Source organism: Rosistilla ulvae (assembly GCF_007741475.1).
Lineage (GTDB): Bacteria > Planctomycetota > Planctomycetia > Pirellulales > Pirellulaceae > Rosistilla > Rosistilla ulvae.
The window spans coordinates 6,431,384-6,457,711 of the sequence record NZ_CP036261.1 but is presented as its reverse complement, the minus strand read 5'-3'; the positions used below and the strand labels follow the sequence as shown (position 1 = coordinate 6,457,711).

General features: G+C 55.4%; 36 protein-coding genes. 6 read left to right on the top strand and 30 right to left on the bottom strand.

The annotated features are described in order from the left end of the window. Nucleotides 1–416 precede the first annotated feature (416 nt). Both EC9_RS27440 and EC9_RS23005 read left to right on the top strand, forming a co-directional pair. The gene (locus EC9_RS27440) at nt 417–1,394 is read left to right on the top strand and encodes a DUF1559 domain-containing protein (RefSeq protein WP_261342910.1); all 978 of its coding nucleotides are present in this window, start codon (nt 417–419) and stop codon (nt 1,392–1,394) included. Next, nucleotides 1,391–1,798, top strand: coding sequence for a hypothetical protein (locus EC9_RS23005; RefSeq protein WP_145348385.1), 408 nt, complete (start codon nt 1,391–1,393; stop codon nt 1,796–1,798). The genes EC9_RS27440 and EC9_RS23005 overlap by 4 nt, the downstream gene beginning before the upstream one ends. Before the next feature lie 97 nt (nt 1,799–1,895). Here EC9_RS23005 and EC9_RS23000 read toward each other — a convergent pair whose 3' ends face one another. Then, a complete protein-coding gene (locus EC9_RS23000; protein ID WP_145348384.1) occupies nt 1,896–2,408 on the bottom strand; it encodes a hypothetical protein in 513 nt (170 codons plus the stop codon). A gap of 179 nt (nt 2,409–2,587) precedes the next feature. Next, complete coding sequence (locus EC9_RS22995) at nt 2,588–3,358, bottom strand: hydroxypyruvate isomerase family protein (RefSeq protein WP_145348383.1); 771 nt, start codon at nt 3,356–3,358, stop codon at nt 2,588–2,590. A 309-nt stretch (nt 3,359–3,667) separates the two neighbouring features. On the opposite strand from EC9_RS22995, the gene EC9_RS22990 reads away from it, so the two are divergent. Continuing rightward, entirely contained in the window at nt 3,668–4,972 is a 1,305-nt protein-coding gene (locus EC9_RS22990; RefSeq protein ID WP_145348382.1) for a protein kinase domain-containing protein, read from the top strand. 43 nt (nt 4,973–5,015) lie between these two features. Here the strand turns inward: EC9_RS22990 and EC9_RS22985 are convergent, their stop codons facing one another. Then, nucleotides 5,016–6,035 carry a polyprenyl synthetase family protein gene (locus EC9_RS22985; RefSeq protein WP_246105834.1) on the bottom strand — a complete coding sequence of 340 codons (1,020 nt, stop codon included), beginning with the start codon at nt 6,033–6,035 and terminating at the stop codon, nt 5,016–5,018. A 573-nt stretch (nt 6,036–6,608) separates the two neighbouring features. Here EC9_RS22985 and EC9_RS22980 point away from each other — a divergent pair. After that, nucleotides 6,609–6,863 carry a hypothetical protein gene (locus EC9_RS22980; protein WP_145348381.1) on the top strand — a complete coding sequence of 85 codons (255 nt, stop codon included), beginning with the start codon at nt 6,609–6,611 and terminating at the stop codon, nt 6,861–6,863. Here the strand turns inward: EC9_RS22980 and EC9_RS22975 are convergent. Both EC9_RS22975 and EC9_RS22970 read right to left on the bottom strand, forming a co-directional pair. Continuing rightward, complete coding sequence (locus tag EC9_RS22975; protein ID WP_145348380.1) at nt 6,860–7,933, bottom strand: PDZ domain-containing protein; 1,074 nt, start codon at nt 7,931–7,933, stop codon at nt 6,860–6,862. The two genes, EC9_RS22980 and EC9_RS22975, sit on opposite strands and share 4 nt — an antisense overlap. Before the next feature lie 61 nt (nt 7,934–7,994). Then, entirely contained in the window at nt 7,995–9,032 is a 1,038-nt protein-coding gene (locus EC9_RS22970) for a S1C family serine protease (protein WP_145348379.1), read from the bottom strand. A gap of 196 nt (nt 9,033–9,228) precedes the next feature. On the opposite strand from EC9_RS22970, the gene EC9_RS22965 reads away from it, so the two are divergent. After that, nucleotides 9,229–10,107 (top strand): NAD-dependent epimerase/dehydratase family protein, encoded by an 879-nt coding sequence (locus EC9_RS22965; RefSeq protein ID WP_261342907.1) that lies wholly within the window; start codon nt 9,229–9,231, stop codon nt 10,105–10,107. A gap of 3 nt (nt 10,108–10,110) precedes the next feature. On the opposite strand, the gene EC9_RS22960 is transcribed toward EC9_RS22965, so the two are convergent. The 24 genes from EC9_RS22960 to rpsJ all read right to left on the bottom strand — a co-directional run bounded on the left by EC9_RS22960 (nt 10,111) and on the right by rpsJ (nt 24,239). Next, complete coding sequence (locus EC9_RS22960) at nt 10,111–10,926, bottom strand: aminotransferase class IV (RefSeq protein ID WP_145348377.1); 816 nt, start codon at nt 10,924–10,926, stop codon at nt 10,111–10,113. 38 nt (nt 10,927–10,964) lie between these two features. Next, a complete protein-coding gene (locus EC9_RS22955) occupies nt 10,965–11,462 on the bottom strand; it encodes a DinB family protein (protein WP_145348376.1) in 498 nt (165 codons plus the stop codon). 162 nt (nt 11,463–11,624) lie between these two features. Further along, nucleotides 11,625–12,197, bottom strand: a complete 573-nt coding sequence (locus tag EC9_RS22950) for an adenylate kinase (RefSeq protein ID WP_145348375.1) — start codon at nt 12,195–12,197, stop codon at nt 11,625–11,627. A gap of 61 nt (nt 12,198–12,258) precedes the next feature. After that, the gene (gene secY, locus EC9_RS22945; protein WP_145348374.1) at nt 12,259–13,635 is read right to left on the bottom strand and encodes a preprotein translocase subunit SecY; all 1,377 of its coding nucleotides are present in this window, start codon (nt 13,633–13,635) and stop codon (nt 12,259–12,261) included. A gap of 219 nt (nt 13,636–13,854) precedes the next feature. Further along, a complete protein-coding gene (rplO, locus tag EC9_RS22940) occupies nt 13,855–14,367 on the bottom strand; it encodes a 50S ribosomal protein L15 (RefSeq protein ID WP_145348373.1) in 513 nt (170 codons plus the stop codon). Between the two features lie 48 nt (nt 14,368–14,415). Beyond that, entirely contained in the window at nt 14,416–14,925 is a 510-nt protein-coding gene (gene rpsE / locus EC9_RS22935; RefSeq protein WP_218934853.1) for a 30S ribosomal protein S5, read from the bottom strand. Between the two features lie 63 nt (nt 14,926–14,988). Then, nucleotides 14,989–15,357 carry a 50S ribosomal protein L18 gene (gene rplR, locus EC9_RS22930; RefSeq protein ID WP_145348372.1) on the bottom strand — a complete coding sequence of 123 codons (369 nt, stop codon included), beginning with the start codon at nt 15,355–15,357 and terminating at the stop codon, nt 14,989–14,991. A gap of 114 nt (nt 15,358–15,471) precedes the next feature. Next, nucleotides 15,472–16,011, bottom strand: a complete 540-nt coding sequence (rplF, locus tag EC9_RS22925) for a 50S ribosomal protein L6 (RefSeq protein WP_145348371.1) — start codon at nt 16,009–16,011, stop codon at nt 15,472–15,474. A gap of 66 nt (nt 16,012–16,077) precedes the next feature. Further along, nucleotides 16,078–16,479, bottom strand: a complete 402-nt coding sequence (gene rpsH / locus EC9_RS22920; protein ID WP_145101015.1) for a 30S ribosomal protein S8 — start codon at nt 16,477–16,479, stop codon at nt 16,078–16,080. 16 nt (nt 16,480–16,495) lie between these two features. Beyond that, complete coding sequence (locus EC9_RS22915; protein ID WP_145124292.1) at nt 16,496–16,681, bottom strand: type Z 30S ribosomal protein S14; 186 nt, start codon at nt 16,679–16,681, stop codon at nt 16,496–16,498. A gap of 138 nt (nt 16,682–16,819) precedes the next feature. Beyond that, nucleotides 16,820–17,410 (bottom strand): 50S ribosomal protein L5, encoded by a 591-nt coding sequence (rplE, locus tag EC9_RS22910; protein ID WP_145348370.1) that lies wholly within the window; start codon nt 17,408–17,410, stop codon nt 16,820–16,822. Between the two features lie 81 nt (nt 17,411–17,491). Next, on the bottom strand, nt 17,492–17,836 hold the full coding sequence (gene rplX, locus EC9_RS22905) for a 50S ribosomal protein L24 (protein WP_145348369.1): 345 nt from the start codon (nt 17,834–17,836) through the stop codon (nt 17,492–17,494). 15 nt (nt 17,837–17,851) lie between these two features. Next, nucleotides 17,852–18,220 carry a 50S ribosomal protein L14 gene (gene rplN / locus EC9_RS22900; RefSeq protein WP_145123248.1) on the bottom strand — a complete coding sequence of 123 codons (369 nt, stop codon included), beginning with the start codon at nt 18,218–18,220 and terminating at the stop codon, nt 17,852–17,854. A gap of 152 nt (nt 18,221–18,372) precedes the next feature. Then, nucleotides 18,373–18,735 (bottom strand): 30S ribosomal protein S17, encoded by a 363-nt coding sequence (rpsQ, locus tag EC9_RS22895; protein ID WP_145348368.1) that lies wholly within the window; start codon nt 18,733–18,735, stop codon nt 18,373–18,375. Nucleotides 18,736–18,789: 54 nt separating this feature from the next. Continuing rightward, a complete protein-coding gene (gene rpmC, locus EC9_RS22890) occupies nt 18,790–19,014 on the bottom strand; it encodes a 50S ribosomal protein L29 (RefSeq protein ID WP_145348367.1) in 225 nt (74 codons plus the stop codon). Nucleotides 19,015–19,082: 68 nt separating this feature from the next. Then, nucleotides 19,083–19,499 (bottom strand): 50S ribosomal protein L16, encoded by a 417-nt coding sequence (gene rplP / locus EC9_RS22885; protein ID WP_145123245.1) that lies wholly within the window; start codon nt 19,497–19,499, stop codon nt 19,083–19,085. After that, nucleotides 19,438–20,148 (bottom strand): 30S ribosomal protein S3, encoded by a 711-nt coding sequence (gene rpsC / locus EC9_RS22880; RefSeq protein WP_145348366.1) that lies wholly within the window; start codon nt 20,146–20,148, stop codon nt 19,438–19,440. Before rpsC ends, rplP begins: the two co-directional genes overlap by 62 nt. A 116-nt stretch (nt 20,149–20,264) precedes the next feature. After that, complete coding sequence (gene rplV, locus EC9_RS22875) at nt 20,265–20,621, bottom strand: 50S ribosomal protein L22 (protein ID WP_145348365.1); 357 nt, start codon at nt 20,619–20,621, stop codon at nt 20,265–20,267. A gap of 11 nt (nt 20,622–20,632) precedes the next feature. Further along, the gene (gene rpsS, locus EC9_RS22870) at nt 20,633–20,899 is read right to left on the bottom strand and encodes a 30S ribosomal protein S19 (protein ID WP_145348364.1); all 267 of its coding nucleotides are present in this window, start codon (nt 20,897–20,899) and stop codon (nt 20,633–20,635) included. Between the two features lie 92 nt (nt 20,900–20,991). Further along, complete coding sequence (gene rplB / locus EC9_RS22865) at nt 20,992–21,852, bottom strand: 50S ribosomal protein L2 (protein WP_145348363.1); 861 nt, start codon at nt 21,850–21,852, stop codon at nt 20,992–20,994. A gap of 100 nt (nt 21,853–21,952) precedes the next feature. Next, the gene (gene rplW / locus EC9_RS22860; protein ID WP_145348362.1) at nt 21,953–22,291 is read right to left on the bottom strand and encodes a 50S ribosomal protein L23; all 339 of its coding nucleotides are present in this window, start codon (nt 22,289–22,291) and stop codon (nt 21,953–21,955) included. A 2-nt stretch (nt 22,292–22,293) separates the two neighbouring features. After that, nucleotides 22,294–22,971: a 50S ribosomal protein L4 gene (gene rplD, locus EC9_RS22855; protein ID WP_145348361.1), complete on the bottom strand. Its 678-nt coding sequence runs from the start codon at nt 22,969–22,971 to the stop codon at nt 22,294–22,296. A 5-nt stretch (nt 22,972–22,976) separates the two neighbouring features. Further along, nucleotides 22,977–23,630, bottom strand: coding sequence for a 50S ribosomal protein L3 (rplC, locus tag EC9_RS22850; protein ID WP_145349303.1), 654 nt, complete (start codon nt 23,628–23,630; stop codon nt 22,977–22,979). Nucleotides 23,631–23,915: 285 nt separating this feature from the next. Next, complete coding sequence (gene rpsJ / locus EC9_RS22845) at nt 23,916–24,239, bottom strand: 30S ribosomal protein S10 (protein ID WP_145101054.1); 324 nt, start codon at nt 24,237–24,239, stop codon at nt 23,916–23,918. Between the two features lie 316 nt (nt 24,240–24,555). Here rpsJ and EC9_RS22840 point away from each other — a divergent pair, with 316 nt between their 5' ends. Then, nucleotides 24,556–25,860 carry a Gfo/Idh/MocA family protein gene (locus EC9_RS22840; protein WP_145348360.1) on the top strand — a complete coding sequence of 435 codons (1,305 nt, stop codon included), beginning with the start codon at nt 24,556–24,558 and terminating at the stop codon, nt 25,858–25,860. A 169-nt stretch (nt 25,861–26,029) separates the two neighbouring features. Here the strand turns inward: EC9_RS22840 and EC9_RS26730 are convergent, their stop codons facing one another. Beyond that, the gene (locus EC9_RS26730) at nt 26,030–26,299 is read right to left on the bottom strand and encodes a hypothetical protein (protein WP_218934368.1); all 270 of its coding nucleotides are present in this window, start codon (nt 26,297–26,299) and stop codon (nt 26,030–26,032) included. Nucleotides 26,300–26,328 lie beyond the last annotated feature (29 nt).

Here is a 26,328-nt window from a genome sequence, read left to right as displayed (position 1 = left end):
GGCGCATGACCTTTGGTTCCGTCCAAGATGGTCAAATCTTAGGCGGCAGTGCTCACAACGCATGCTCTGCGAGTCGGTCGATGCAGGCGACTGGCTTCGATTGTTGGCGGCGCGTCGGAACTAAATCGCAAAAAGTCGAATTCTTTTTGTGAGCGGGGGCTCGTTAAGAGAGATTTGAGGTGGGGATCTGCACCTCAAAATCCGCAGCCAGCACCTCTGGAATTGGAGAGCGTTCTTTCTTAGGTGGTTGTGGGGGAGGGTAGCGGTATTAAGTTTGCTAAATCGGTAGGTCAGCACCTGGCTGTGGCGTTTCTCTTTTTTCGACGCCCAGCATTGCCACAGTCGCTCGACCCCCCTACCGAGCCTGCCTGTTTACTCCGCTTTCCTGATTCCTTCCCCTTCTGAGAGTCCATCTGATGAAGAATTATGCCCCGACGCGGCGTGCGTTCACCCTCGTCGAATTGTTAGTCGTTATCGCAATCATCGGCATTCTGGTCGGGCTGCTGCTGCCAGAGGTCCAAGCCGCCCGCGAAGCGGCTCGCCGAATGAGCTGTTCTAACAACATGAAACAGCTGGGCTTGGCGATGCACAATTACCACGACACGTTTCGCAAGTTTCCCTACGGCTACGTCGACAGTGGGATGGTCACGCGGAAACGCGATTGCTGGATGCAGCGACTGTTGCCCTTCTTCGAGGAAGGAAACATGCAAGAGTTATACGAACAACAGAATCCCGAGTGGATCATGGATGTCGACGTATCGATCAAGGATCGGCAAGTCGCGTCGCTGTTGTGCCCCTCGGACACCGCGACCCCCGGGCTGGGTGCCAACGGTGGCGTTCGCTCTGACGGCGCTGGTTTCCAAGGAAACTATGTGATGTGCACCGGCGATCAATACATGTATCACACCGCCCGGACTCGCGGGCTGATCTACGCTTACTCCGATACCTCCTTCTCGTCGGTGACCGACGGAACGTCGACCTCGCTGATGGGGGGCGAATCGATTCGCGGCGGTGGCGACACCGGAGGCTGGGGAGGCGCTGGAGGATACTGGGGGGGCCCGTTGGGGCGGTTACGGTTTCACCGCGTTGGAAGCCCCCAACACGCCGGTTCCCGACCAACACTACAGCTGCAAATCGACCACCTATCGGGACTTGCCTTGCATCAGTTTGACGGGAGCCGACACGACACAGAACTCGTTGCGCAGCCGACATCCTGGCGGCGTGCTGTGCTTCCGCATCGACGGTTCGACCCAGTTCCTGTCGGAAACGATCCAGTTGGATGTCTACCATGCGATGGCCACGATCTCCAACGGCGAAGTCGTCAACGACGCGCAGTAAGCATTCCGAGGCGTGCGTTACCGAATCAATCATTTCTCATGAGTTCTATCGTATGAAAAACAAACGAATCGCCCTCCTGTCAGTCGCCCTGCTGACGCTAGCTTCGATCGGGTGTGGCAGCAGCGGGCCTGCGATGTCGCAGGTTTCGGGCAAGGTCAGCTATGGCGGTGAACCTGTCACCGCGGGGCATGTCGTCTTCCGGGCGAAAGATGGGAAGACGGTCAGCTCTGCTGGCCCCATCGTCGATGGGGTTTTTGAGTTTGAATCGCTACCGGGGGAGAAGACGGTGATGATCACAGCAACGCGTCCGGTACCGGGAAAGTTCGATGAATCGAACCCCGGTGAAAAGGTTCAGATCACCGAACAGTTCATTCCCGAGAACTACAACGCCAAGTCGGAGTTGTCGGTGGTTGTCACCGAGGCGGACGAAACGTTCGACTTTGATTTGCAGTCGTCTTAAGCACGACCTTGTTGCACAAAAAAAGTGGGTCGCGCAATCGATTGCGGGACCCACTTTCGATATCTCTCGACGCGTAGATGCGTTTGTTAGCCAACGCCTACGCCGCGGCCTTCTTCTTGTTCGGCTTTTTGCCTTTTTCGGGCCGAGCGGCGCGCTGCAGTTGCTTGGGGAGCTTTTCCTTTTGTGCATCGGTCAGCGTCGCCAAAACCGTTTTGGTGAACTTCGCGCGGACTGCATTCATCTTGCCCATCGCTTCGGCCTGCGGTTTGGTCAGCCCCGCCGCTTCATTGATCGCTTCGTTCCGCTGCTTTCCCTTTTTGTCGGAATCCGCAAGCGACTTCGCAGCTTCCGCACGCTTCTTCATCAGTTCGCCGGTGATCCCCGCTTCATCGCGAATCTTCGCCATCTCAACGCTTGCAGCTTTTCCAGCCGCCTTGATCTTTTCGGTCTGTTCTTCGGTCAAGTCAACATCGGCCAGTTGCTTGAGAATTTGAGTGGCAACGTTCCTGCCACCTTTTTTCGCTTTTTCCTTCCCAGCTTTCTTCTCATCTGCAATTGCGGGGAGAGCGATAACAGCAAGCATGACCATCACCAATGTATTGCGTCTCATCGTGGAAGTGCTCCTCTAGGAACGGGGGGAATTGAGACTGTCGGATATCGACCGATGGATTTTAGTCTTCCAAATCTGCCAGCGCCAATTCTGTAATGAACTATTTTGCGTGAAATAGTTCCCCACAAGGCTCGCCTAAGGGGGGCTGTGTTTCCGCGTCCCGATGGAGCAGTTGGCCGCTAGAACCAACTGGCGACCTGCCGCAATCCGGTCGCTGGATCATCTTTGGGCCAATACTCTAGCCCGACGAACCCCTCAAAGCCGCTTTCTACAATCGCCGTGAAGATCGATGGGTAATGCAATTCGCCGCGTGTCAGTTCGTGTCGGCCGGGATTTCCCGCGGCGTGAAAGTGACCGATCTTGGCGATGTTCCGGGTGATGTTTTCGATCACATTCCCTTCGCTGATCTGTTGATGGTAGATGTCGAAGACCACCTTCACCCGGTCGCTGTCGACCCGATCGACCACAGCAAACGCTTCGTCGCTGCGGATTAAAAAATAGCCGGGATGATCGACCAATTCGTTCAATGGCTCGATGACCAAGGTGACCTCGGCCGCCTGCAACATCGGAGCAGCCCGCTTGAGGCCGTCGACCAAGCAGTCGAGTTGCTGTTGGCGGTCGATCCCCGGTCGGAAATCGCCGACTTGTGAGATTAGCGTCTGGCATCCCAGGCGTTGGGCGGTGGAGAGCGATGCTTCGAGCCCTGCCAAGTAGTCGTCTTGCCAGGCGGGGTCTACGAGGCTGATGAACTTGGTGCAGCAAGCGGAAATCGTTAGTTCGTGAAGATCGCGAGCGGACAAGATCGCGTCGAGATCGCGATCCCACCAGCCCCAGAATTCGAAGGCTTTGATTCCGCAATCCGCAACCGTTTGGATCGCCTGGGGGGCGGGCAGGCCTTCAAAAATCGCATCGATACAAACCGATGGCTGCAATTTTAATCGGGGGTTCATCGTGAATCAGACTCAGGAGTTTTAAATGTGGGGGAAGTTGCGTGGAAGACGCAACGCGAGGTGGCAATCTATTATCCGAAGGCAAATTGGAGGCTCCGGACGCTTTAACGGCAGCGCGCCTGCTGCCGATCGCGGCGGAAGTATACCAGTGCGGCGACGGGCTGGCGAACTCAGCCCGTTAGCCCCTAGGTCGCGCGTGCCACAACTCTTTTTGGACGTGGTCTTTTTTACACTAGTGGCGATGGGATAGAATGTTAGTCATCCGCTACGCATAACCGCTGGAAGATCCGCAAGCAGGGTAGTGATGCAATGAATGAACCTCCAAGCGACGACTGGGGCAAGCGTGTCCAGACGCGTCAGTTGACGACGTCGATGGGGTCGGAGGCGAACGATTCCGCGACGACGGCTGACTTGCCAGTGCTTGCCAATCCGCGGTATCAGATCAGCGAGATGATCGAACGAGGCGGGATGGGAGCAATCTTTTCCGCCCGCGATCTCCAGTTGTCGCGCAAGGTGGCGATCAAGGTCTTACGCGCCGACCGGTCGGCCAATACACCGGCTCGGCAAGGCTTCGTCGACGAAGCCCGGATCATGAGTTTCCTGTCGCACCCTGGGGTGACCCCGATTTACGAATGCGGAACGTGCCAAGATGGGCGTCCGTACTACGTGATGAAGTTGATCGATGGAAGGACGCTAGCCGACATGTTGGCATCGCAGACTTTCAGCACGTCGCATCTTGTTTACATCTTCGCCGATGTCTGCCAGACGGTTGCGTTCGCACATTCCCGCGGTGTCATGCATCTGGATCTGAAACCGGGCAATGTGATGGTGGGGGAGTTTGGCGAAGTCCATGTGATGGACTGGGGACTGGCACGTTTTGAAGGGGAACCGCCCGAGGGAACCGATCTGACTGGGGAGTCGTTTGGGAACCAACCGACAAAGGGGACGGTCAATGGAACCCCAGGGTACATGTCCCCAGAACAGGCCCGCGGCCGGAAACTGGATCCTCGCTCCGACGTCTTTAGCCTCGGGGCGATGCTGTGCGAGATCCTGATTGGACATGCACCCTACGAAGGAAATAACGTTCGCCAAATTCATAAATCCGCGATGAAAGGTTCGACGCAAGGGGCGATCGACGTGTTGAACGAATCGGCCCAAGACTGCGCCTTGGTCCGTTTGGCTAAACAGTGCCTATCACGCCGCAGCAAGGATCGCCCACAATCGGCGGTGGAAGTTGCTCAGGCGATGGCTGCCTATCACGAATCGGCTTTCCAACAGATGGAAAGCGATATGAATCGGTTTTTCGAATTGTCGTTGGATCTATTCTGCATCGCCAACGCCGATGGCTATTTCCAACGCATCAACGCCAACTTTTCGAGAGTCTTGGGGCACAGCGATGCCGAGTTGTTAGCGCGACCGTTCCTCGACTTCGTCCACCCCGATGACGTTTCCGAAACGGTCCAGCAGATGAGCCTGTTGCAGAAGGGACAGTCGGTCGTTGGTTTCCGGAACCGCTATCGAACCGCCAGTGGCGACTTTAAAGTTCTTGAATGGATGGCCAAGTCGGTCGATCGCGATAACATCATTTTTGCCGTCGCTCGCAGCGTGACATAGACCAGCCGGCGGAAGGCTGATGGCTGCAAGAGAGTCGAGGGGCTTAGAAGTTGCGATTGACGCTGAACATCGCGATCTCTTGCAACGCTTTTTTCGCAGCCGAGGCTGGCAAGAAATCGATCGCAGCGATGGCGTTGGCCGCAAACTGCTTGGCTCGGGCCAGCGTGTACTCTTTGGCATCGGATCGATCCAAGTTCGACATGATCGCTTGGCAACGCTCATCGTCCGACGCATCCTGCAGTTCGTCCAACTGCGTCTGCATCGCCGGATCGGTTTGCAACAGCCGGATCAATGGCAGCGTCGGCTTGGCCTGCAACAGATCGGTCCCCAGCGTTTTGCCGACGCGATCGGTGCTGCCCCAAACATCCAAATAATCGTCGGCGATCTGGAAGGCGATCCCCAGGTTCTCGCCAAACTCAGCCAATGCGGTTTGGGCCGCCGCATCGGCACCGCTGTAACAACCGCCCAACTGACAACTGACCCGACATAACTCCGCTGTCTTGCCGCGGATGATGTCGAAGTAATCCTGTTCGCTGAGATTCGCAAAACCGCTGGTGAAGATCTGTCGCAACTCTCCTTCACAAACCCGTCGCGCCGCATCGCCGATCCATTGGCAAGCCTGAGTCGAACCGAGCGTCGCCGAAAGCGTAAACGCTTGGGCGAACAAATAGTCCCCCAGGAGGATGCTGGTCTGGTCGTTCCATTTTGCATTGACCGTCGGCAGATGGCGACGCTGATCGGCAGCATCCAAAACATCGTCGTGGATCAACGTTGCGGTGTGGATCATTTCGACGACTGTACCAAGGACCACGTGATCGCGTTTCAGTTCGCCGGAAGCTTTCGCGGCCAGCAGCACCAGGGCCGGACGCAAGCGTTTCCCGCCGAGCAGCGCACCGTGAGCCAACAGAGGGGATAGGTCCTCATATTTGCTCTGCATTTGGTCCCGCAACAATTGCTCCACCTGCTGCATTTCACCAGCAATGCACGCGACGCTCGAATGGGCATTATCGCTTCGGATTTCAGCGGCGGATTGGTTGGTCGGGAGTGTTGTTTGCGTTTCCATCACGGCCCAAGTTGATAGTCAGGAGTGGAGCCAACGGCCAACCGCAAACATCTGCCCAATGGCACATCCTGCACGCGGCACGCAGCACGGGGTTAACCGAACTTAAACGCAGAAGTTAACACGACTTCCGGCCTGCTGGTAAGGGGCATACCCGCGAACGAAGCCTGCTCGACGCGGCACAAATTGCTGCCTTGCAACCGATTCCGGTACCGAGAACCGAAGTTGTCCGTTTTCAACAGAAACCGTTAGAAGCACTGCTTGCATGGGACCTCGCCAAGCCGTGCGAAGCATCGCCGCCCCCCTCCTGATCGGAGCCGCGAGCGCGAGCGTCGAGAACAAGGGGCTCCCCCAACGCAGCCGTTACCGAATCAAAGCCCTCCTACCGATGAAGATGCATCACTCGGGACCGCTTCGCGATCGGCATGCCTCAAACGGACAGGCAAAGGGGAGTCGCTGCCGGCTCGATTGCTAGCGCGGCATCTGGGCCGATAGCAAGGGCGTTTCCTTTGGCATCAAAAAGATTTGCGGTTGACTTCTGCCTCCGAATGCTCTTTGTTGTAAGAAGATCCATCGATGTTCGTTTCACAACCACAAGGAGCTAAATTGACTTCGGAATTTGCAACCACCAACGTCTACACCATCCGTCAAATCGATTCTCAGAAGACCGTGTTGTCTGAAAAACAGGTCGAAGCGGTCAGCAGCGAAGCAGCCGCCAAACAGCTCAAGCAGGTCGTCGACGAGACCGATAAAATCGAGGTCACCCTCAATGGCGAAACCGTCAACGAAATGGGTGTTTCCTACTGGAAACAACGCATCCGACGCCGTTAACGCCCATCCTCGCCTAGCGACGATAGCATGTCGTCGACGATCGGTTTGATCGCAACACTGGGAATCGCATAGCTGCAGACGCGGCCGGCGCGGGCAATATTGATACCAATCACATTACCATTGGTGTCGATCACCGGTCCGCCACATTGATCGGGCCCCAACACCGTGTCGTGCTGCAGTGCCAGCTTAAAGCCGGTCAACCGATTGTTGCGCGGCCCATTGACCCGCGTATCGTCTTGCGATTCGGAAAAGGACGAGAGTTCGCGAATCTCGGCACTCACATTAAATTCTCCATCGCGACCATCGCGGCGGAGCGTCAGATCGACCGAGTCGCCTGGATATAACGCCCGCAATTCGCCGGTGACCTGTTTTTGCGTTGTCATCGCAACGCCATCGACTTTGGTGATCACATCGCCAACGTCGATTCCGGCATCGTCCGCCCCGCTGCCTGGTACCACGCTGATCACCCGTGCGCCGTCGTTATCGGTGCGCAACATCACCCCCAACATTCCGTCATCCCGCACCTCACGCGACGCAACGCCAACGACCCCGATCCCTACAGGATCCCCCTGGCGACCGACGCTGAACAGGAAACTGCCGACTGCTGGTTCGGGCTGGCTCCATTGGATCGGGTTCAGTCCCTGAACGTCGACTTTCAGCAACGCCAGATCGACCGAACGCCTTTCATCGACTCGCGTCGCAGGCAAGATTCGGTCGTCGCCCAATCGAACGCGAAGCTCCCCATCGCCTTTTAACTCGCTCGCCTTGCTTACCAGATAACCGTTTGCGGTTACGACGGTCCCCAAGGCGACACGCTGTCCCGCCAAGAGAACCTCGACGGTGCTGGCTCCCGCCTTTGCCGCCAACGGTTGCATCAGCAGCGTCATCGCTGCACTGTCGCGACGCGATGCGACGCGACGCAGCATCCTGTCTCGCAAGTAACTGGGCAGCAACGTTTCCGATGGATATTGTTCGCGCAACGCCGGTTGGGCGAGCGTCGGCTGACCTGGCGTCAGGGGGACGAGCAACGCAGCACCAATCAGGCTGCAAGCTAAATTGAATCGCATCATGGCCGGCCAACTTACCTTCACCAATTGAAATCGAAGTTCTTCCGAATACAAACCGCAGGGATTAGGAGTTCGGATCGCGCCCCACCACCAAGATCATCCGTTTGCGGATCCCATCGCGTTCGAGCACGATCTGGACATGTTCGCCCGGCATCGTGTCGGCGACCGCTGCCTTCAACGACTCGAAGTCTGCGATTGTGACGTCGCCAAAATTCTTAATCACATCCCCAGGCAAAATGCCCGCTTCGGCCGCGGGTGAATCTCGGCCGACGATTTCGATCACCGCGCGATCGTCCTGCTTGCGCCCTTGGACGCCGATTCGTGGCCGGAAACCGGGAAGATGTCCCCAGAGTTCGCCCCGCGCCAGCCGCGCCCAGTGTTCGTCATAATGATCGATCGGAACATGCAAGTTGTCGGTCACGTCGTTGCCGATCCGGCTGTGAACGCCGATCAATTTGCCCGTTAAATCGAACAAAGGTCCCCCGCTGTCACCACCGATCAATGCGCAATCGGTGACCAGGGAAGTCTCCCGAGTGATCAGTACGCGGCCGATCCGAATCACCGCTCCCCGTTCGGGTTCGTAGCCCCCTGGGTGCCCAACAGCGACACACCAAGTTCCCGGCGACACACCACTGGAGGATCCCAGCGTAGCAAAGGGCCAACCTTCGGCTGGCGCGGGATCGTCGATTTTGATCAGTCCCGCATCGACATGCCGATTCATTCCCAACGTGGTCCCATGAACCTGTCGACCATCGCTGAGCGTCATCACGGCCTGCTGACCGGGGCGCATCGCGACGTGTGCAGCCGTCAGGACGTATCCGTCACTGGTGATTACGACGCCGCTCCCTTGGGCATAACCGATCTGCACGCTGACGGTGCATTTCGCGACCCGCTGTGAGACGATCTGCTGCTGATGCTCCAACGCCCTCAGTTCCGCCAACGAATGCGGAGCCTCCCCTTGAAGAACTCCCGTCAGTGCCGAAGGGGCCGACACAAACGTCAACCCCGACGGTTTCTGCTGAGCCGAGGCCGGCGACGCGACAAGAATCGCGACAATCACCAGCAAACTGCACTCGATGCGAACAAGAGATCGATGCATCATCTATTGTCCAATAGTCGTATGAGGAAAAGATTAGAATTCGCCGCCCCGCGATGGCTCGGTCCATTGTAGACTCTCGGCAGGGGGATGGGCCAATTTGCCCGGTCGATCTGGCCCAGTGTTCGCCTCACGAACCTAAGCTTCATACTCTTCTAACCCGCATTTCTGCCGATCGATACTGCCCTGGAGCGCCAGATCTTTGGAAAAATCAAAAAAAACGGCCCTGATTTTTGGTTGTGGATACTTGGGTAAACGAGTTGCCCTGCGATTGCAAAATCAGGATTGGCACGTCTTTGCAGTCACTCGCAATCGGCCAACCGCGGCAGATCTGCAAACGGCGGGAATCTCGCCGATCGTCGCCGATTGGACCCGCCCGACCACGCTCCGCAATTTGCCCCAAACCGACCGGACCCTCGTCGCGGTCGGATGGGATCGCAGTGGTGGCCAATCCCAATACGACGTCTATGTTGGGGGGCTGCGGAACGCATTGCAAGCAACTTCTCCTAAGTCGAATTTGGTTTATATCAGTTCGACCGGCGTGTACCACCAAAACGGGGGAACATGGGTCGATGAAGCTTCCCCCTGCTGCCCCGCTATCGGATCGGGAGGTTGGGCGCATTTGCAGGCCGAGTCGCTGCTGCGGCAAAAACGCCCTGGTTTCCCATCAACTATTCTGCGGATGGCGGGGCTCTATGGCCCGAACCGTATCCCCCGCGCCAAAGAGATCCTTTCGGGGAAACCGCTCTCCGCACCGACCGAAGGCTACTTGAACCTGATCCACATCGATGATGCGGCCAGCGCCGTGATGGCTGCCTGGCAAACCAGCCCATCCGAAACGAAGACCTACGTCATCTCCGATGGGACGCCGGTCATTCGTCGAACCTATTACGAGGAGATCGCCCGAGTGCTTGGCAAGCCCTTGCCAAGCTTCGTTTCCCCCGATTCCGCAGCACCCGCCAGTCGTCGGGCGACGACCAGCAAGAGAATATGGACGGCCCGAATGCGCCGCGACCTCTGTCCGCAGCTAGCGTTTCCCGACTACCGATCCGGTTTGCGAGATGTACTTCATTCGGCATAGCCGTCAATCGAAGGAGGCCGTCGAGGCGTGAAACGCTTCGGACAGTTGTCGATAGACCGGCCCCTTCCGGTTGTTGCCAAACCAAATCCCAGCGCCGGTGCCAGTCAACAGAATCTCGTCGGCTCGATCGAACATCGATGCTTGCAACGGTTGCTCAATCCAAGGAATCCCCGCCTCGTTCGCCAATTGGCGAACGACCCCCAACGAAACCCCTGGCAGCACGCGATCTGGCGGAGCCGAATAGATGCTACCGTCCTGAACCAGCAGAATGTTCGCCGACGCGGTTTCGGTCACCGATCCATCGTCGTCGATCAATACAGCCGTCGCGGCAGGATCGACCCGCCGCACCTGCTGTGCGGCCAAATAATAATGGAGCCTACTGCGATGCTTCACGCGACGCGGCACCGAATTGGCGGAGGGCTGGACGACGGAACTGAGAACCAAAAGCTCCCCCTCCTTCTGCAAGCGTTCGATCCTGGCCAGATCCAGTGGTGTGAGGTGTGCGATCACGGTAGGCGTACGACCGCGAAGAGTTCCCGGTGTGATCAACACCGTCCCCCCCGTCACCAACGGAGCCCCGTTTCGATGCAACAGATCCGCCATCGATGCCGAAAGGCCGTCGATCCCCTGAGCGGCGTCGATCGACAGCAGGGAAGTCGACTGTCGGAGCCGATCTAGATGATCATCGAGTCGAAACCAACGCCCGGAATAGGTGCGTAACCGTTCAACCGCGATCACGCCTTGAAAAACCCCCACATCATCGACCGGCAACGCGATCTCACCTTCGCCCCACTGCCCGTTGCGATACCAGATCGACATGCCGTTGAAAACTCCCGAAACCGACGAAGCGTTGACAGCTACGCAAACAAACCTTCATCACCCGAAGGCCCGTACATCCCCGGAACCGGAATGTCATTCAAACGCAAATATACGCACAGATGGGCGCGGTGATGGATCGTGTGACTCAAAACAAACGTGCGAATCACAGCGGATCGAGGCATCGACATCAGTGTTTGATCCCCGTTGGTCAAAGACCAAATTTCTGTCAACGACGATTCCTGCACATTCTGAATCGCGGTGCAGGCCGACGCCAGGTTTTGATCGAACAAAGCAAGAACGTCGGTGGTCGACGTAAGCTTTGGCGATTCATAACCGGCAATATCCCACTTGGGGCGGGCGAACGTCCCCTCAACCCAACCAACGATCTCTGCCAAGTGATTTGCGTTCCAGCCGATCGTGTTGGAACGCTCATGTGCTTTCCAATTGAACAACGCGTCCGGCACTTGGTTCAACACCTTGCGGGTGTTGGCCATTTCTTGCTCAAATTCTGGTAGTATCGAAGCGGCATAACTCATCGCGATCTTCTCCGGAACGGTTGCAACAAAGGTAAAGAACGACCTGCGGAAACGCATTGCCACGCGGCTGACAGACTGAATTGACAACGGCAAGCAACAGAGTAGAACGCGAGGAAAGGCAACATATCACGCCAGCCATCTGCACTCGCTGACGAACGAAACCTAAACCGCTCGCTGACGCACACGATCGAGGATCTGTTGAAAGACCGCCGACGGGTCCAAGCAACCATCGATTCGTTCGACCAAGCCCCTTTGAGCGTAGAAGTCGAGCAGGGGCGCCGTTTGCCGACGATAGACTCGCAACCGCTGCTGAATGGTCTCCGCGTTATCGTCCGCGCGATTTTCAATCTCGGCACGTTTGAGCAACCGCTGAACCAGCGCATCCTCATCGACGTCCAAATTCAAAACGATCGAAATGCCGTCGCCATTGCTAGCCAATTGCTCACCAAGCAACTGAGCTTGCAGCAGAGTCCGGGGAAAGCCGTCGAACATGCAACCCGAATCGCATTGCTCGCGGCGCAAGAACTCTTCGACGATACGGACGACAAGAAAATCGGGGGCCAGCCTCCCTGCATCGATATACGATGCCACCAATTGCCCCAAAGAGCTTCGCTCGCCGCGAATCTCACGCAACATATCGCCGGTCGAAAGATGAGGGACCGAAAGATGGTCGACCAATTGCTTGCACTGGGTCCCTTTGCCCGCGCCAGGAGGTCCAATGAAAATGATTCGCATTGGACGTCTCCTTCAATTGGCAGGACACCGCTTCGCAGTCAAAGAGAGTTCGCCACGCGAACTAGCCTTCCAGCAGACCACGATAATTTCGCATGACCAAATGGCTATCGATCTTCTGAATCAAATCGAACGCAACGCTAACGGCAATCAGAAGCCCGGTACCGCCATAGAATCCAGCGATCGAATACGACACACCCAGTGAGCCATAGACAATCGTTGGCACGATCGCAACGATCGCCAAAAACGCTGCACCGACGTATGTGATCCGAACCATAACCTTCTCCAGGTAATCGGAAGTCCGTTTACCAGGACGATACCCGGGAATGAATGTCCCGTGGTCCTTCAATTGGTCCGACATTTCCTTCGGATTGAAGGTGATCGCGGTCCAGAAGTAACAGAAGAAGAAGATCAATGCGACATACAGCATGTTGTAGACAAACGACGTTCCGCTGCTCATGATCGACCCAAAGCCATTCAACGCCGAGAACATGAACGTTCCGGGAGTAAACGATTTGGAAAGGAACTGCAGCATCACCCCTGGAATCATCAACAAACTGCTAGCAAAAATGATCGGCATCACGCCAGCTTGATTAATCCGCAGTGGCAGGAATTGGCGGTTGCCACCATAGACTCGTCGACCGCGAGTGAATTTCGCGCTTTGAGTGGGAATACGACGTTGCCCCAGCGTGATAAAGACCACGCCAAAGACCACCGCAACAAAGAGCACTATCAATATGATCAGCGTCTCAATACCGACCGTACCCTTCGAGAGTCCGACCAACTCGGTCTTCATATTCTGAATCAGGTCGAACAAAGCCCCAGGCATTTGGGCCAAGATACCGGCCATGATCAACAGACTGATACCGTTGCCGATCCCGTATTCGTCGATCTGTTCGCCCAACCACATCAAAAAGATCGTACCGCAGGTCATGATTAGAACCGCAGTGATCTGCCAACCCCAATAGAGCGTGTTACTGTCGGCTCCAAAGAAGTTCGGATTGACCTTGCTCGCCTCGCCTTCGCCGCCGGCCATCAACCAAAACTTCAAGTACATGTAGCTTTGAATCAAGCACAACACAACGGTCAAATAACGCGTGTATTCGTTGATCTTCTTCCGGCCCGCTTCGCCTTCTTTCTTCAGTTCCTCGATCGGAGCCCAAACGCTACCGAGCAACTGGAAGATAATCGACGCGGAAATATAGGGCATGATGCCGAGACCGAAGATCGTCGCTTGGCGTAGATCGCTCGCCGCAAACAGGCTGACCTTCTCGAAGAACTGCGACGCAGTATCTTCGCCCGCAGAGGGGGCCAAGTTTTGGTTCATCATCGGCAGAGAGATGTGAAAGCCGATGCGATAGATCGCCAGCAATCCCAACGTCAACAAGATTTTGTTGCGGAGCTCGGGGATTGTGAAAACGACGCGTAATTTTTCCAGCATGGTCTAATCCGTTCCTTGGCCCACGCCACCGGAGTCCCGTCAAGAGCGAGACATAGTCAGATGCTTGAGCTTCGTGAATTTCTGTTTCGTTTGCGACAAGCGTCTGACATATAAAAGACTGCTGAAAGACGTTTGTCCTATCGTTAATGGACAACTAACCGTCGGGGCATTGCCCACTTTTTCGAATGCAATCTTCGGGCGTTCGCCCGAATCCTGACACTACTTATGAGCTCGTTGCACTTCGCCCGACTTGAGCAAAGCAGCCCGTTCCTTCGGAAGACGCTTCGCAGGCAGGATGGTAACTTCGCCACCGGCAGCCTTGATCTTCTCAACGGCGCTCTTGCTGAATCGATGCGCTGAAACCTTAAGGTTCTTGGTGATCTCACCGTTTCCGAGGATCTTCAGTTCGTCGAAGATACCAGTCAAGATGTGAGTCGAGACCAACAGATCGGGAGTGATCTCCATGCCGTCGTCACACATCGCTTCCAAATCCTGCACATTCATCACCTTGATGACTGGTGCGAAAGGATTGTGGAAACCGCGTTTTGGGATACGACGGAACAACGGCATCGATCCACCTTGGAAGCTCGGCTTGCGGCTGTAACCGCTGCGGCTTTTATGCCCCTTGTGACCGCGACCGGCAGTTTTGCCGTGGCCCGAACCGGGACCGCGACCGATCCGCTTGCGCTTGCGATTCTTGGTAATACCGGTGTTGACGTCGTGAAGTTTCATATCGTGTGCTCTGTTTTGGAGAACAATTGGCCCAATTGCTCAGTCGCTCTAATTATCCAGCTCAACGCCACGCAGTGCCGCGATCGTTTCTCGCGTTCGCAACTTGCTCAAAGCGTCGATGGTTGCCTTTACAAGAGTCACCGGGTTATTTGTCCCGTAGCTCTTGGTCAAAATATCGTGAATGCCCGCCGATTCGCATACAGCACGGACGGCTTGCCCGGCGATGATACCAGTACCAGCACCCGCAGGCATCAACAGCACCTTTGCAGCGCCGAACTTGCCCCACACTTGGTGCGGGATGCTGCCAGCGATCAACGGTACAGCGACCATATCTCGCGTCGCCTGCTTAGTCGCCTTTTGGACGCTAGGCGGAACTTCGTTCGCTTTACCGTAGCCCCAGCCAACTTTACCTTTACCATCGCCAACGACGACCATCGCAGCGAAACTGAAACGACGGCCACCTTTTACAACGGCCGCACATCGTTTGATCTTTACGACGCGATCAAGCAGATCGCCTTGTCCAGAATTGTCAGACACCAGTTCGTTCTCTTCGATGATTGATTGCGATGGTGCTTTGCTCGCTCTCCTGGCCGAAACCAAAAGATGCAATCCAAAGCGAAATTAAAATTCCAGCCCAGCTTCGCGTGCAGCTTCTGCGAACGCTTTGACGCGACCGTGGTACTTGCAATGACCACGATCCAATTTGACACGCTTGATCCCAGCCGCGACAGCTCGCTCTGCTACCGCTTTTCCAATCGCGGCCGCAGCAGCACAGTTTCCGCCGGGCTTCAACGCATCGCGAAGCGCCTTGTCCTTGGTGCTCGCACTGGCAAGTGTCTTTCCGTTGATATCGTCGACCAACTGACAGCTGAAATGGCTCAACGAACGATTCACGCACAACCGCGGGTGATCCGCCGATCCACGCAACTTGTTACGGACGTGAAATCGTCGTCGTTGACGATTCTTATCTTGCTTCTTGTTCTTATCCACAACTTGGTTCCTGCCGAATCCCGCGCCACTATGTCGGGGTGTTGGTTATTTCGACCCCGGGCTTCACGCGAGGCGTATGTCTTGTGCAAGTGTCGAGCGGGTCGTATTAGACGACTACTTCGCCGACGCCTTACCTGGTTTCAGTTTCACTTGTTCGCCAGCGTAGCGAATGCCCTTGCCCTTATAAGGCTCAGGTTTACGCAACGCTCGAACCGCCGCCGCGAACTGTGTCACCTGTTGCTTGTCGCAACCGCTGACGTTCACGTGAGTGGTGTCCGGGCAAACGACCGTAAGCCCTTCGGGAATCTTACAAGTTAGTTCGTTAGCGAAACCAACCCGCAATTGCAGTTCACCGTTCTGAACCACAGCCACGTAACCGACACCTACGATCTCGAGCTTCTTTTCGTAGCCTTGAGTCACGCCGATGATCATGTTTTGGATGATCGCTCGTGTCAGCCCATGGAACGAACGGCTTTCGCGGTCGTCGTTAAAACGTGTCACAGTGACCTGATCGTCGTCGATTTTGACTTCCACTTCAGCGCGGTGCTCGAAAGTCAACTTGCCCTTAGGGCCTTCGACCGTGATCAGTTTGCCGTCCAACTTTACGCTGACGCCACTGACGATAGATACTGGTTTCTTTCCAACTCGGGACATGGTTCTGCTTGTTGGTTTGCTCGACGGATTGGACTGCCACAGTTCAATCGAAACAATTGATAACGGCTAGGCAACTTCGCAAAGAACTTCGCCGCCAATACCTTGACGTCGAGCTTCACGATCGCTGACCACACCTTTGCTGGTGCTGATAATGGTAATTCCCATCCCGCCAAGGATCGGTCGAAGTTCGCGGCTACGTACATACGTGCGGCGACCTGGTTTACTAATTCGTGTGATCGATTGGATCAATTGTTCACCGTTGGGACCGTATTTCAGTTCCAAGCGAATCAATTTAATAGGCAAGTCTTCGGAGTCGACTTCCTCCCAATCCCAAATAAAGCCTTCGCGTTTAAGCACGTCAGCGATACCACGTTTCACGCGGCTGAGCGGGATATCGACATAAGGCCGTTCGACACGCACAGCGTTGCGGATGCGGGTGAGCATATCGGCGATTGGGTCAGTCATCATGGTCTTGGAGTCCCCTTTACCAGCTGGCTTTCCGGACACCCGGAATCAAGCCTTGATCAGCGTATTTGCGGAAACAGATGCGGCATAAGCCAAACTTGCGATACACGGCTCGAGGCCGCCCACACAGCTGACAACGGTTTTCGCGACGGACGGAGAACTTGGGCTCCCTTTCCGCTTTTGCGATCTTCGATTTGCTGGCCACTTGGTGGATACCTGTGGAAAAACTGGGTAAAATTAGTGCCATGCATTACGTTGCACGACGTTTGTCTTGTTGTTTGTCGTCGATTCAAGGGCGACATTGTATTGGAGAATTTCCCACTGGCAAGCGGGAAACCAACCGCTAAACAGCGGCAGCAGCAGCTTCCGCGGCCTTTTTAGGATCTTCGCGGAACGGCATTCCGAACAATTCCAAAAGGTCACGGCCGTGGTCGTTATTCGACGCGGTCGTAGCGATGGTGATGTTCAGACCTTGAGGCTTAGTAAATTTGTCGGGATTCAGCTCGGGGAATACCAAAATTTCGGACAATCCCATGCTGTAGTTACCGCGGCCGTCAAAGGCCTTGCGGCTGATTCCGCGAAAGTCACGAACACGAGGCAGAACCACAGCGACCAAGCGATCCAGGAACTCGTACATGCGAGCTCCACGCAAGGTAACCATGCAACCAATCGACATCCCCTCTCGCAATCGGAAGTTTGCGATCGATTTACGAGCCTTGGTGAAGACCGGTTTTTGGCCTGCGATTTCCGTCATCGCCGCGTAAGCGGTTTCCAGATTCTTCTTGTCCTGCGTCGCCGATCCAACACCCATGTTCAGAGTGATCTTTTCGAGGCGTGGCACAGTCATCGGATTCTTCAGACCGTGCTTCGCTTGAAGCGCCGCGCGAATCTCGTCGAAGTACATCGTCTGTAAACGTGGAACGTAATCTGCCATCGTAGTATCAGTTTGTTGCTTTGGAATGACTTCTTATTGCCACAGTCTTCGCCAACTGGCGGACCGTCTGGGGCGGTTGCCTTACGAAGCGTACGCAGGTCGTGGAGGGCTCATCGCACCTAACGAAGCGCCCGATACTTTCGCGTAACGCTCTTTAGTACCGTCCTTCAAATACCGCACACCGATTCGCGATGGCTTGCCCGTTTGAGGACAAACGATCATCACGTTGGAGATCGCGATGGGCATCTCTTTGTTCAGACGGCCACCCTGTGGGTTCTTCTGGCTCTTGCGGACATGTTTCCATACCCGAGCAACGCCTTCGACAAGGACCTTGTTCTTTTTGTGATCTACTTTCAAAACCTTACCGGTCGTGCCCTTATCGGCACCTGCGATCACTTTTACGTTATCATCAACTTTGATCAGCATCTTATTAATCTCCGCTCAAACTACTTCGCTGGCCAAACTGACAATCTTCATAAAGCTCTTCTCACGCAGTTCGCGAGCCACAGCACCGAAGATACGAGTGCCGCGAGGGTTTTTGTCGTTGTCCACAATCACAACGGCATTACTGTCGAAGCGAATGTAGCTACCGTCGTTACGACGAGTCGGCGATTTGGTACGCACGATCACCGCTTTAACAACAGCCTTTTTCTTGACATCGCTGCCAGGAATTGTGCTTTTGACGCTGCAGACGATCACATCACCGAGGCCGGCAGTCCGACGGCGCGAGCCACCGAGCACCTTGATGCACATCACTTCGCGAGCGCCAGTGTTGTCGGCAACGGTTAGTCTTGTTTCTTGTTGGATCATGGCTGATGATCTGTTATCTCGTAAGTTGCCTTCCTCGGCGTTCGTATCGCAACGAGAAACTCGTGGCGATCGTCGGCGTTGGCAATAGACTTGTTTGCAGTGTTTCTAAGGAGCTTCGAACGATCTCCCGTCCGAAATCGACTGGCAATTGGTTAAGCTTTGGGCGCTTCGGCGGTCTCGGCGTCGCCGCCGTGAGCTGCTTCGATCGCTTCGCTTTCCGCTTCGCTAGCCGCATGCTTTCGCGCGGCTCGCAACGCTGCGACGTCGACCGCCGTGCTCTTTTCGACCACGCGGATCAATTCCCAACGCTTGAGCTTGCTCATCGGACGGGACTCTTTGATTTCCACCAAATCGCCTACGGCCGACTCGTTCTGCTCGTCGTGTGCGTAACAAACGGTACGACGACGTACATACTTCTTATACTTTGGATGCTTAACCAACCGTTTGATTTCAACGCGGCGGGTTTTTGCCATCTTGTCGCCGGTGACGACGCCTGTTAGTACACGCTTTGGCATTCGTAATTACCTGTGTTCATCTGTTGCGGCAAATTGCTTCGCCACACGTATTAGCTAAGTCGCCGCAGCTTCGCCTTCGGGGGCAGCTTGGGGAGCACGCTGGGTTTGAATTGTCTTAATCCGCGCGATCAATCGTCGACTCTTGCGAATCTCACTGGGCGCGTCCAATCGTTCAGTTTGAGCTTGAAACTTCAAATGGAACAACTTTTCCGCAGTTTCTTTGAGCGTAAGCTGTAATTGCTCATCGCTCATATCTCGTAGTTCAGTAATTTTCATCACCACTCACCATTGTGTTGTTGTTTCGGGCTTGCAGTAGCCAAAACCGTTTTGGTACGGTCGCAATCGGCTTACATCGCACGCCGCGAAACGAACCTCACCTTAACAGGCATCTTCGACGCAAGACGCGCAAAACATACCTTCGCTTGCTGTTCTGTTACACCGCCAAGCTCGTACAGGATGGTGCCAGGCTTAACGACTGCCACCCACGCTTCCGGTTCGCCCTTACCCTTACCCATCCGAGTTTCCAGCGGAGTGCTGGTAATCGAACGATGAGGAAACAGACGAATGTAAAGCGTACCTTCACCACGAACGTATTGTTGGGCTGCGATACGGCCAGCTTCGATCGTTTGAGCTCGGATCCACCCTGGTTCCAGGGATTGCAGACCAAAGTCACCAAAGACGACCGTGTTGCCGCGAGTCGCGCTACCTTTTATACGTCCTCTTTGGCTTTTTCGATGCTTGACCCTCTTGGGCATCAGCGCCATCGGTCTCTTCTCCGTGTGTACCTTGGTTAACCCAGACCTGAACGCCAATATGACCTTGAGCCGTCATCGCTTCCGCGAATCCGTAGTCAATCTTGGCAGTCAAGGTGCTCAGGGGAACCGAACCTAAACTTTGTTTCTCACGCCGAGCCATTTCCGCGCCACCCAACCGGCCAGCCAGTTGGATCTTGATGCCCTTTGCACCCGCATCCATGGTTTGCTCCATCGAACGTTTCATAGTACGACGGAAGCTTGATCGCTTCGCCAGTTGTTGACAGATATCTTCTGCCACCAACTGAGCCATAATTTCTGGTCGTCCGATCTCTTCGATTTTCAAATTGATCCGACGGCCGGTCAGGTTTTGAAGCTCCTCTTGAAGCAGCTCCACTTCCTGACCCTTCTTACCAATAATTAGACCAGGACGCGCGACAAACATAATCACGCGAACTTCGTCTGTCGTTCGTTCAATCTCAATCCGATCGATACCCGCATTGCGATACTGGGTTCGCTTGGGGTGGTTCTTGATGTGGTCGCGAACCTTCTTGTCTTCAAGCAGCAGTTCACCGAACTGCTTCTTCGACGCATACCAACGGCTTTTCCAGCCGATAGTAACACCGGTTCGAAACGCAACAGGATTGACTTTTTGTCCCATTAGATCTTATCTCTAAGGTTGGCCGGTTCGCTCTGGAACTGGCATTCTTGTGTCGTATTCAAACCGGAGAGCTTTTGCTGCTGTGTCATGCCGAAGCTCTCCGATCTATTCGTTTTCTAAATCTCGTCCAACGGCACTACGCCGACGTGGATGTGACTCATGCGTTTCTTAATCATGAACGCCGTTCCGCGTGCACGAGGGCGAATCCGCTTGAACATCGGCCCGCCATCGACGCGAACGTCGTTGACCACCAATTCTTCCACGCCGATGTTGCGACCACCGTTTTGATCGGGGTCTTGAGCATTGCCAATCGCACTCCGGAGAACCTTCTCCAACATGCGAGCACCACGCTGTGGTTGAAACTTTAAAATGTCCAACGCTTCGTCGGCATATTTACCCCGGATAAGATCCGCAACCAGGCGAACCTTTTGGGCGCTCATGCGACAATAACGATGGGAGGCATTGAATGACATGAATCAAATTCCTACTTCTTCTTGCCGCCGTGACCACGGAATGTGCGCGTCGGTGCAAATTCACCCAACTTGTGACCAACCATATCTTCGCTAACCAGCACCTTCATGTGCTTACGACCGTCATGCACCATGAACGTCAAATTGACAAATTCAGGCACAATCGTGCAGGCTCGCGCCCACGTCTTGATTGGCTCCTTCTTGCCCCCTTCAAGCTGCTTCAGCACCTTGGCAAAGACTTTAGGATCAACAAATGGGCCTTTTTTGCTCGAACGACTCATAGTTCTTCGCGTTTTTGTATTGTGTTTACGTGTCGGTGAACCAAGGACGACGGCGATTTCGTGCCGTCAATCTCCCAAATTCACCACAAATGCTATTTAATCAGTTTCAACTGGCCGTAGCGACGCGACCGGCGACGACGAACGATCGAGCTGTTGCTCGGTTTACGTCGTTGACGCGTTGCACCACCCTTGGCATTCTTGCCTTGCGGGCTAACCGGATGGCGACCGCCCTTCGTGCGACCTTCACCACCACCGTGCGGGTGATCGATCGGGTTCATCGCTGTACCGCGAACGTGCGGACGACGTCCCAACCAACGTGCCCGGCCAGCCTTACCAAGGACAACCTTCATGTGATCGGTGTTGCTGACCTTTCCGATAGTCGCACGACACTTGCTCGGCACGCGGCGAATTTCACCACTTGGCAAAGACAGCTGCGCCCAATCGGCTTCGCGAGCCATCAGCGTCGCTTCGGTACCAGCCGATCGGCAGAACGACGCACCCGCTCCGGGACGCAATTCCACGCAACAAACGGTGGTTCCTAAAGGAATGTTCTTCAGCGGCAAGCAGTTACCGAGCTTTGGCGGCGCGTCCGGTCCGTTTTGGATCGGATCGCCAGCCTTCAGCCCATCGGGAGCTACTACGTAGTGCTTTTCACCATCGGCGTACTTCAGCAGTGCGATGCGAGCCGATCGGTTAGGATCGTACTGGATCGAATCGACAGTCGCAGGGACATTGTCCTTGACGCGACGGAAGTCGATGATGCGGTACATCTGCTTATGACCGCCACCACGGTGACGTGCAGTGATCTTGCCTTGGTTGTTACGACCCGCGGTCTTTCGCTTCGGACGCAACAAGCGTTTCTCAGGGACTGCACCCTTCGTCAGCTCTTTGAAGTCACTAACGGACGCATTGCGGCGACCGGCGGACGTTGGCTTGTATACTCGAATGCCCATGGCGGCGTTACCTAAACGAACTTTTCTTTGTATTCCAGCGGTTCCAGTCGATTAGACTTCCCGCAATTGCTTCGCTTCTTACAATTCGCGACCTGCGATCTTAGAAGAAGTCGATGCGATGCTCAGCGTTGAGCGTCACCAAAGCCTTCTTCCAGTCAGCCGAGCGTCCCGACCGAAACTTGAACCGACGGGGCTTGCCCTTGCGGTTCTGAATGCGAACCTTTTCCACCTTGACGTTGAACAAATCTTCGACCGCCGAACGGACGTCGTCTTTGTTTGCCAACTTGTGGATCTCAAACGCGTACTGGTTGTTGCGACTTGCGCGATGGACACCTTTTTCTGTGACCAACGGACGCAGCAGCACTTGGTACGATTCCAACTGGACACCGTTTTCACGGTGGGCGTCGAGCCGTACTTGTTGTTCTGTTGTAGCCGACATTATTACGATGCCTCCGCTTCTGATGCACTCTCGCTATTCGCAGCAGCCTGTTGCTTGAACACGCCGTCGCGAATTCGATCCAAGGCATCCTTCGTAATCAAGATCCGGTGAGGCTTGATCACAGTCAATGCGTTTAGATCCGCGACGGGCGACACGCTGACGCCTGCGATATTTCGTCCGCTCTTGTATGTGTTGACACAACGCCCGGCGGTCGCAACCAACGCTGTCTTGCCATCCAAGCCAAGCGCCTTCAAGATACCAGCCATCTCTTTCGTCGCTGGCTTATCAAAGCTCAGCTTGTCGATGACCACCAATTCTTCGTCGATGATTTTACTTGCAATCGCCATGCGCGTCGCAGTTTGCATCGCCTTCTTCGGCATCTTGTAGCTGTAATCGCGTGGCCGGATCGCATGCCCGTGGCCACCGCCAGTCCGCACGTTAGTGTGCTTGTGGCCCATGCGTGCATTGCCTGTTCCCTTTTGGCGGAACATCTTCTTCTTGTGGCCAGCAACTTCTGCACGTGACTTAGTGCGGTGCGTACCCATGCGAGCGTTCGCCTGGTACATGACGCACGCATCGTGCAACAGTTGCTTGCTGATTCGTGGTGCAATCTCAGCTGGATCAATGTCGTACTTGCCGACTTCGCCGCCTGTTGCATTGTATATTGTAAGACTTGCCATCTTTTCTACCTGACCATGTTCGTTTCGCGGATGACAACGTATCCACCAGCCGGACCTGGAACGCCACCGCGCACCATGATCAAATTGTTTTCGGCATCGACACGCACAACCTGTAGGTTTCGTTTCGTGTGCTTCACATTTCCGTACTGACCTGCCATGCGACGACCTTTAAAGGTGCGACTCGGCGAGGCACTGCAACCGGTACCGCCAGCGTGGCGGTGGACCTTCTTGACACCGTGCGTTGCACGTTGACCGGAGAAATTATGTCGCTTCATGACGCCAGCGAAACCACGACCCTTGCTGGTGCCGGTAACATCAACCGCTTTCACTTCAGCAAATGCGTCGACGCTAACCTTTGCACCGACTTCTAGATCCGATTCACCGCGAATCTCGCGAACGAACCGTTGCGGTTCGCAATCAGCCTTCACGACCGATGCCGCGCCAGACTTGCTGCGATCTCGCTGCCGTTTGCTGTCCAATTTCGCGACATGCCCACGTTCACTGCGGCTTGCCAACCGGCGAGGCTTATCAGAGAAGCCCAACTGCACAGCCTGATAACCGTCACGCTCCTGGGTGCGAACTTGCAAGACATTGCATGGTCCAGCTTCGATCACAGTCACGGTCATCACCGTGCCGTCGTCGGAGTACAACTGCGTCATACCGACTTTGCGTCCGAGGATTCCTCGCGACATGTCAGCCTCGCCTCAACAGTAAGTTCGTGGAGCGTGTTGCTTAACAAGGTCCTGCCAAAGAGAATTCGGCGGTTACCCTGAAGCTTCCGTACAATACGGCGGTTCCAGCGAAATGGTTAAACAAACGGGTAATGCACCAAAGCGAGACAGGGCCCGCACGATGCGATGTCTTATTTGAAGCAAACAGGCGATACGCCCATCAGCATACAGTGTGTTGCAGCATAGCCGGCCACGCTCCGCGTGAACCGCTACCTAGCTAGCAGTTGCCTTGATCTTAATGTCGACACCCGCAGGCAAGCTCAGCTTGTTGAGAGCTTCAATCGTCTTTGCGGTAGCCTGGACAATATCGATCAATCGCTTGTGCGTTCGGATCTCGAACTGCTGACGAGCTTTCTTGTTCACAAACGGCCCAGAGATTACCGTATATCGCTCGATGCGAGTCGGCAATGGGATCGGCCCGTGAACCTCACTGTGAGTCCGCTTCACGGTATCAACTATATCGGCCGCACTTTGGTCCAAGATCGAATGATCGTAGGCTTCCATGCGGATTCGGATGATTTCGTGAGGAGACGCCACGGCAAGTCAGTCCATAAACGATTAAGGCAAATTCAACAGAAAGCTCGGCGATCCGGTTCGGTACGCTGAGCCCGCCCACAACGTGGGAGCGATGAAGATAAGGTTAGCTTCGACCATCGTCAACGCCAAAGAAGATGTTTTGATTGGAATTTTTCTGACGATCTCCCTGCAGTGCTGTTCAGCGAACCGCGGAGGGGTTTTGTTTCGGCTAGGTAAAGCCTGCCGGGGGCGTGGAAATTCAGTTGAGTGGGTTTGAGTAGACGGTATAACTTGGGGGTTTAATCTGACCCCCTCTCCTGTTCTAGCGAGCGCTCCCATGTATAGCAGCCCCGAAAATGCCCGCCGCCAGTTTATCCAACGATCCGCAGCGGCTTCTGCCATGGCGGTTGCATCCCCCTGGATCGTTGCTCCGCAAGCGCTTGGCAAATCACGAGTGGCGCCGAGCGACAAGATTTCACTTGGCGTGATCGGCATCGGCCCGCGCTGCACCTACGACCTGAAATCGATGCTGGCGCTCAACGACGTCCAGTGCGTTGCCGTAGCCGACGTGCAAGAGTCACGCCGTGTCGCTGGGAAAAAGCTGATCGACGGCCATTACCAAAACGACGACTGCGTCGTTTACCGTGACTTTCGCGAACTCCTAGCACGCGACGATATCGACACCGTGATCGTAGCAACCGGAGATCGCTGGCACGCATCAGCATCGATGTTGGCCGCCGGAGCCGGTAAAGACGTTTACAGCGAGAAGCCATGCGGGATCACAATCGACCTGTGTCAGCAACTGGCCCAAACGATGAAGCGGACAGACCGAGTGTTCCAAGCGGGGACGCAACGCCGCAGCGTCCCCAATTTCCAGCAAGCAGTCCAACTGGCCCAGTCCGGCGCGCTCGGCAAACTGCACACGCTCTATGCGTCAGTCTACATCCCCACACTTAACAACAACTGGCTCCCGCGCGAAACGACACCCGATCGCGACACGTGCGACTGGAACATGTGGCTGGGCCCTGCCCCCTGGCGTCCTTACAACAGCAAGTACGTGAGCGGCGGATGGCGTGGGCTCTACGATTTTGACTCCGGCGCCCGACTGCTTGACTGGGGCGCGCACACAGTCGACCTCTGCCAGATGGCAAACAATTCCGACGACACACTGCCCGTTGAATACACACCATCGGAAACGAATATCACCTGCCGGTACGCCAACGGCGTGAAACTGATCATCGACTTCCTGAAGGAACCCTTTGGCGATCGCGGACCGAACTGGATTACGCGTCTGGGTACCTGCCCGGTCCGATTTGTCGGCAGCGAAGGTTCAGTCGAAACGGGGGACAGCGGGGAGATTGTCGTCACGCCCGCCGACTTGCAAGCGAAGGTTGGGGCCTACAAGCGTGTGGTCGGGCTGGACGTGACAGCCCACGCCCGCGACTTCTTCGATTGCGTAAAGTCTCGCAAGGCTCCGGTTGCAAACGCTGAAGTCATGCGACGTTCGCACGTTGCGTGCCACGCAGCGGCACTGGCTTGGATCCTACAGCGCAAGCTGACACTGGATCCGAAAACAGAAGCATTTATCGGTGACGATGAGGCTAACCGCTTGCGATCACGCCCCGCCCGCGACTGGTCGTGATACGGCATCCAACAGCGGGGGGATGTTTGCTATGATCGTGCGCGGTGGTCCTGGCCCCCTGCTGTTGCTTCGCGTGCGAATACAATTTTGGGCAGTTGCCTGCCATTTACACAGTTTCTTTGAATCCGGTTACCCCACGGAAAACGTGACATGAAAGCTCCAACCGCCATCATTCTGCTGGCTCTATGGGCTCCCTGCGTGCTGATAGCACAGTCCCCCGCAGCACCTCCTGCAACGGAAACTCCTGCAACGGAAACTCCTGCAACGGAAACTCCTGCAACGGAAACTCCTGCAACGGAAACTCCTGCGACGAAAACTCCTGCGACGAAAACTCCTGCAACGGAAACTCCTGCAACGGAAACTCCTGCAACGGAAACTCCTGCAACGGAAACTCCTGCAACGGAAACTCCTGCAACGGAAACTCCTGCGACGAAAACATCTACTGCGTCCGTCGCCAAAAACGCCCCA

What these genes read in the sequence shown, in the direction of transcription:
- rplP (WP_145123245.1), bottom strand. Translation starts at nt 19,499, where the DNA reads ATGGCGCTGATGCCCAAGAGGGTCAAGCATCGAAAAAGCCAAAGAGGA.
- rplN (WP_145123248.1), bottom strand. Translation starts at nt 18,220, where the DNA reads ATGATCCAACAAGAAACAAGACTAACCGTTGCCGACAACACTGGCGCT.
- EC9_RS26730 (WP_218934368.1), bottom strand. Translation starts at nt 26,299, where the DNA reads ATGTTTTCGTCGCAGGAGTTTCCGTTGCAGGAGTTTCCGTTGCAGGAG.
- rplE (WP_145348370.1), bottom strand. Translation starts at nt 17,410, where the DNA reads ATGGCAGATTACGTTCCACGTTTACAGACGATGTACTTCGACGAGATT.
- EC9_RS22990 (WP_145348382.1), top strand. Translation starts at nt 3,668, where the DNA reads ATGAATGAACCTCCAAGCGACGACTGGGGCAAGCGTGTCCAGACGCGT.
- rplD (WP_145348361.1), bottom strand. Translation starts at nt 22,971, where the DNA reads ATGGCAAGTCTTACAATATACAATGCAACAGGCGGCGAAGTCGGCAAG.
- rpsH (WP_145101015.1), bottom strand. Translation starts at nt 16,479, where the DNA reads ATGATGACTGACCCAATCGCCGATATGCTCACCCGCATCCGCAACGCT.
- rplB (WP_145348363.1), bottom strand. Translation starts at nt 21,852, where the DNA reads ATGGGCATTCGAGTATACAAGCCAACGTCCGCCGGTCGCCGCAATGCG.
- EC9_RS22980 (WP_145348381.1), top strand. Translation starts at nt 6,609, where the DNA reads ATGTTCGTTTCACAACCACAAGGAGCTAAATTGACTTCGGAATTTGCA.
- rpsC (WP_145348366.1), bottom strand. Translation starts at nt 20,148, where the DNA reads ATGGGACAAAAAGTCAATCCTGTTGCGTTTCGAACCGGTGTTACTATC.
- EC9_RS22975 (WP_145348380.1), bottom strand. Translation starts at nt 7,933, where the DNA reads ATGATGCGATTCAATTTAGCTTGCAGCCTGATTGGTGCTGCGTTGCTC.
- EC9_RS23005 (WP_145348385.1), top strand. Translation starts at nt 1,391, where the DNA reads ATGAAAAACAAACGAATCGCCCTCCTGTCAGTCGCCCTGCTGACGCTA.
- EC9_RS22950 (WP_145348375.1), bottom strand. Translation starts at nt 12,197, where the DNA reads ATGCGAATCATTTTCATTGGACCTCCTGGCGCGGGCAAAGGGACCCAG.
- EC9_RS22995 (WP_145348383.1), bottom strand. Translation starts at nt 3,358, where the DNA reads ATGAACCCCCGATTAAAATTGCAGCCATCGGTTTGTATCGATGCGATT.
- EC9_RS27440 (WP_261342910.1), top strand. Translation starts at nt 417, where the DNA reads ATGAAGAATTATGCCCCGACGCGGCGTGCGTTCACCCTCGTCGAATTG.
- EC9_RS22960 (WP_145348377.1), bottom strand. Translation starts at nt 10,926, where the DNA reads ATGTCGATCTGGTATCGCAACGGGCAGTGGGGCGAAGGTGAGATCGCG.
- rplW (WP_145348362.1), bottom strand. Translation starts at nt 22,291, where the DNA reads ATGTCGGCTACAACAGAACAACAAGTACGGCTCGACGCCCACCGTGAA.
- EC9_RS22970 (WP_145348379.1), bottom strand. Translation starts at nt 9,032, where the DNA reads ATGATGCATCGATCTCTTGTTCGCATCGAGTGCAGTTTGCTGGTGATT.
- rpsS (WP_145348364.1), bottom strand. Translation starts at nt 20,899, where the DNA reads ATGAGTCGTTCGAGCAAAAAAGGCCCATTTGTTGATCCTAAAGTCTTT.
- rplF (WP_145348371.1), bottom strand. Translation starts at nt 16,011, where the DNA reads ATGTCCCGAGTTGGAAAGAAACCAGTATCTATCGTCAGTGGCGTCAGC.
- rplV (WP_145348365.1), bottom strand. Translation starts at nt 20,621, where the DNA reads ATGTCATTCAATGCCTCCCATCGTTATTGTCGCATGAGCGCCCAAAAG.
- rpsQ (WP_145348368.1), bottom strand. Translation starts at nt 18,735, where the DNA reads ATGCCAAAGCGTGTACTAACAGGCGTCGTCACCGGCGACAAGATGGCA.
- rplX (WP_145348369.1), bottom strand. Translation starts at nt 17,836, where the DNA reads ATGCTGATCAAAGTTGATGATAACGTAAAAGTGATCGCAGGTGCCGAT.
- EC9_RS23000 (WP_145348384.1), bottom strand. Translation starts at nt 2,408, where the DNA reads ATGAGACGCAATACATTGGTGATGGTCATGCTTGCTGTTATCGCTCTC.
- secY (WP_145348374.1), bottom strand. Translation starts at nt 13,635, where the DNA reads ATGCTGGAAAAATTACGCGTCGTTTTCACAATCCCCGAGCTCCGCAAC.
- EC9_RS22840 (WP_145348360.1), top strand. Translation starts at nt 24,556, where the DNA reads ATGTATAGCAGCCCCGAAAATGCCCGCCGCCAGTTTATCCAACGATCC.
- EC9_RS22985 (WP_246105834.1), bottom strand. Translation starts at nt 6,035, where the DNA reads ATGGAAACGCAAACAACACTCCCGACCAACCAATCCGCCGCTGAAATC.
- rplC (WP_145349303.1), bottom strand. Translation starts at nt 23,630, where the DNA reads ATGACGCAGTTGTACTCCGACGACGGCACGGTGATGACCGTGACTGTG.
- rplO (WP_145348373.1), bottom strand. Translation starts at nt 14,367, where the DNA reads ATGAAACTTCACGACGTCAACACCGGTATTACCAAGAATCGCAAGCGC.
- EC9_RS22955 (WP_145348376.1), bottom strand. Translation starts at nt 11,462, where the DNA reads ATGAGTTATGCCGCTTCGATACTACCAGAATTTGAGCAAGAAATGGCC.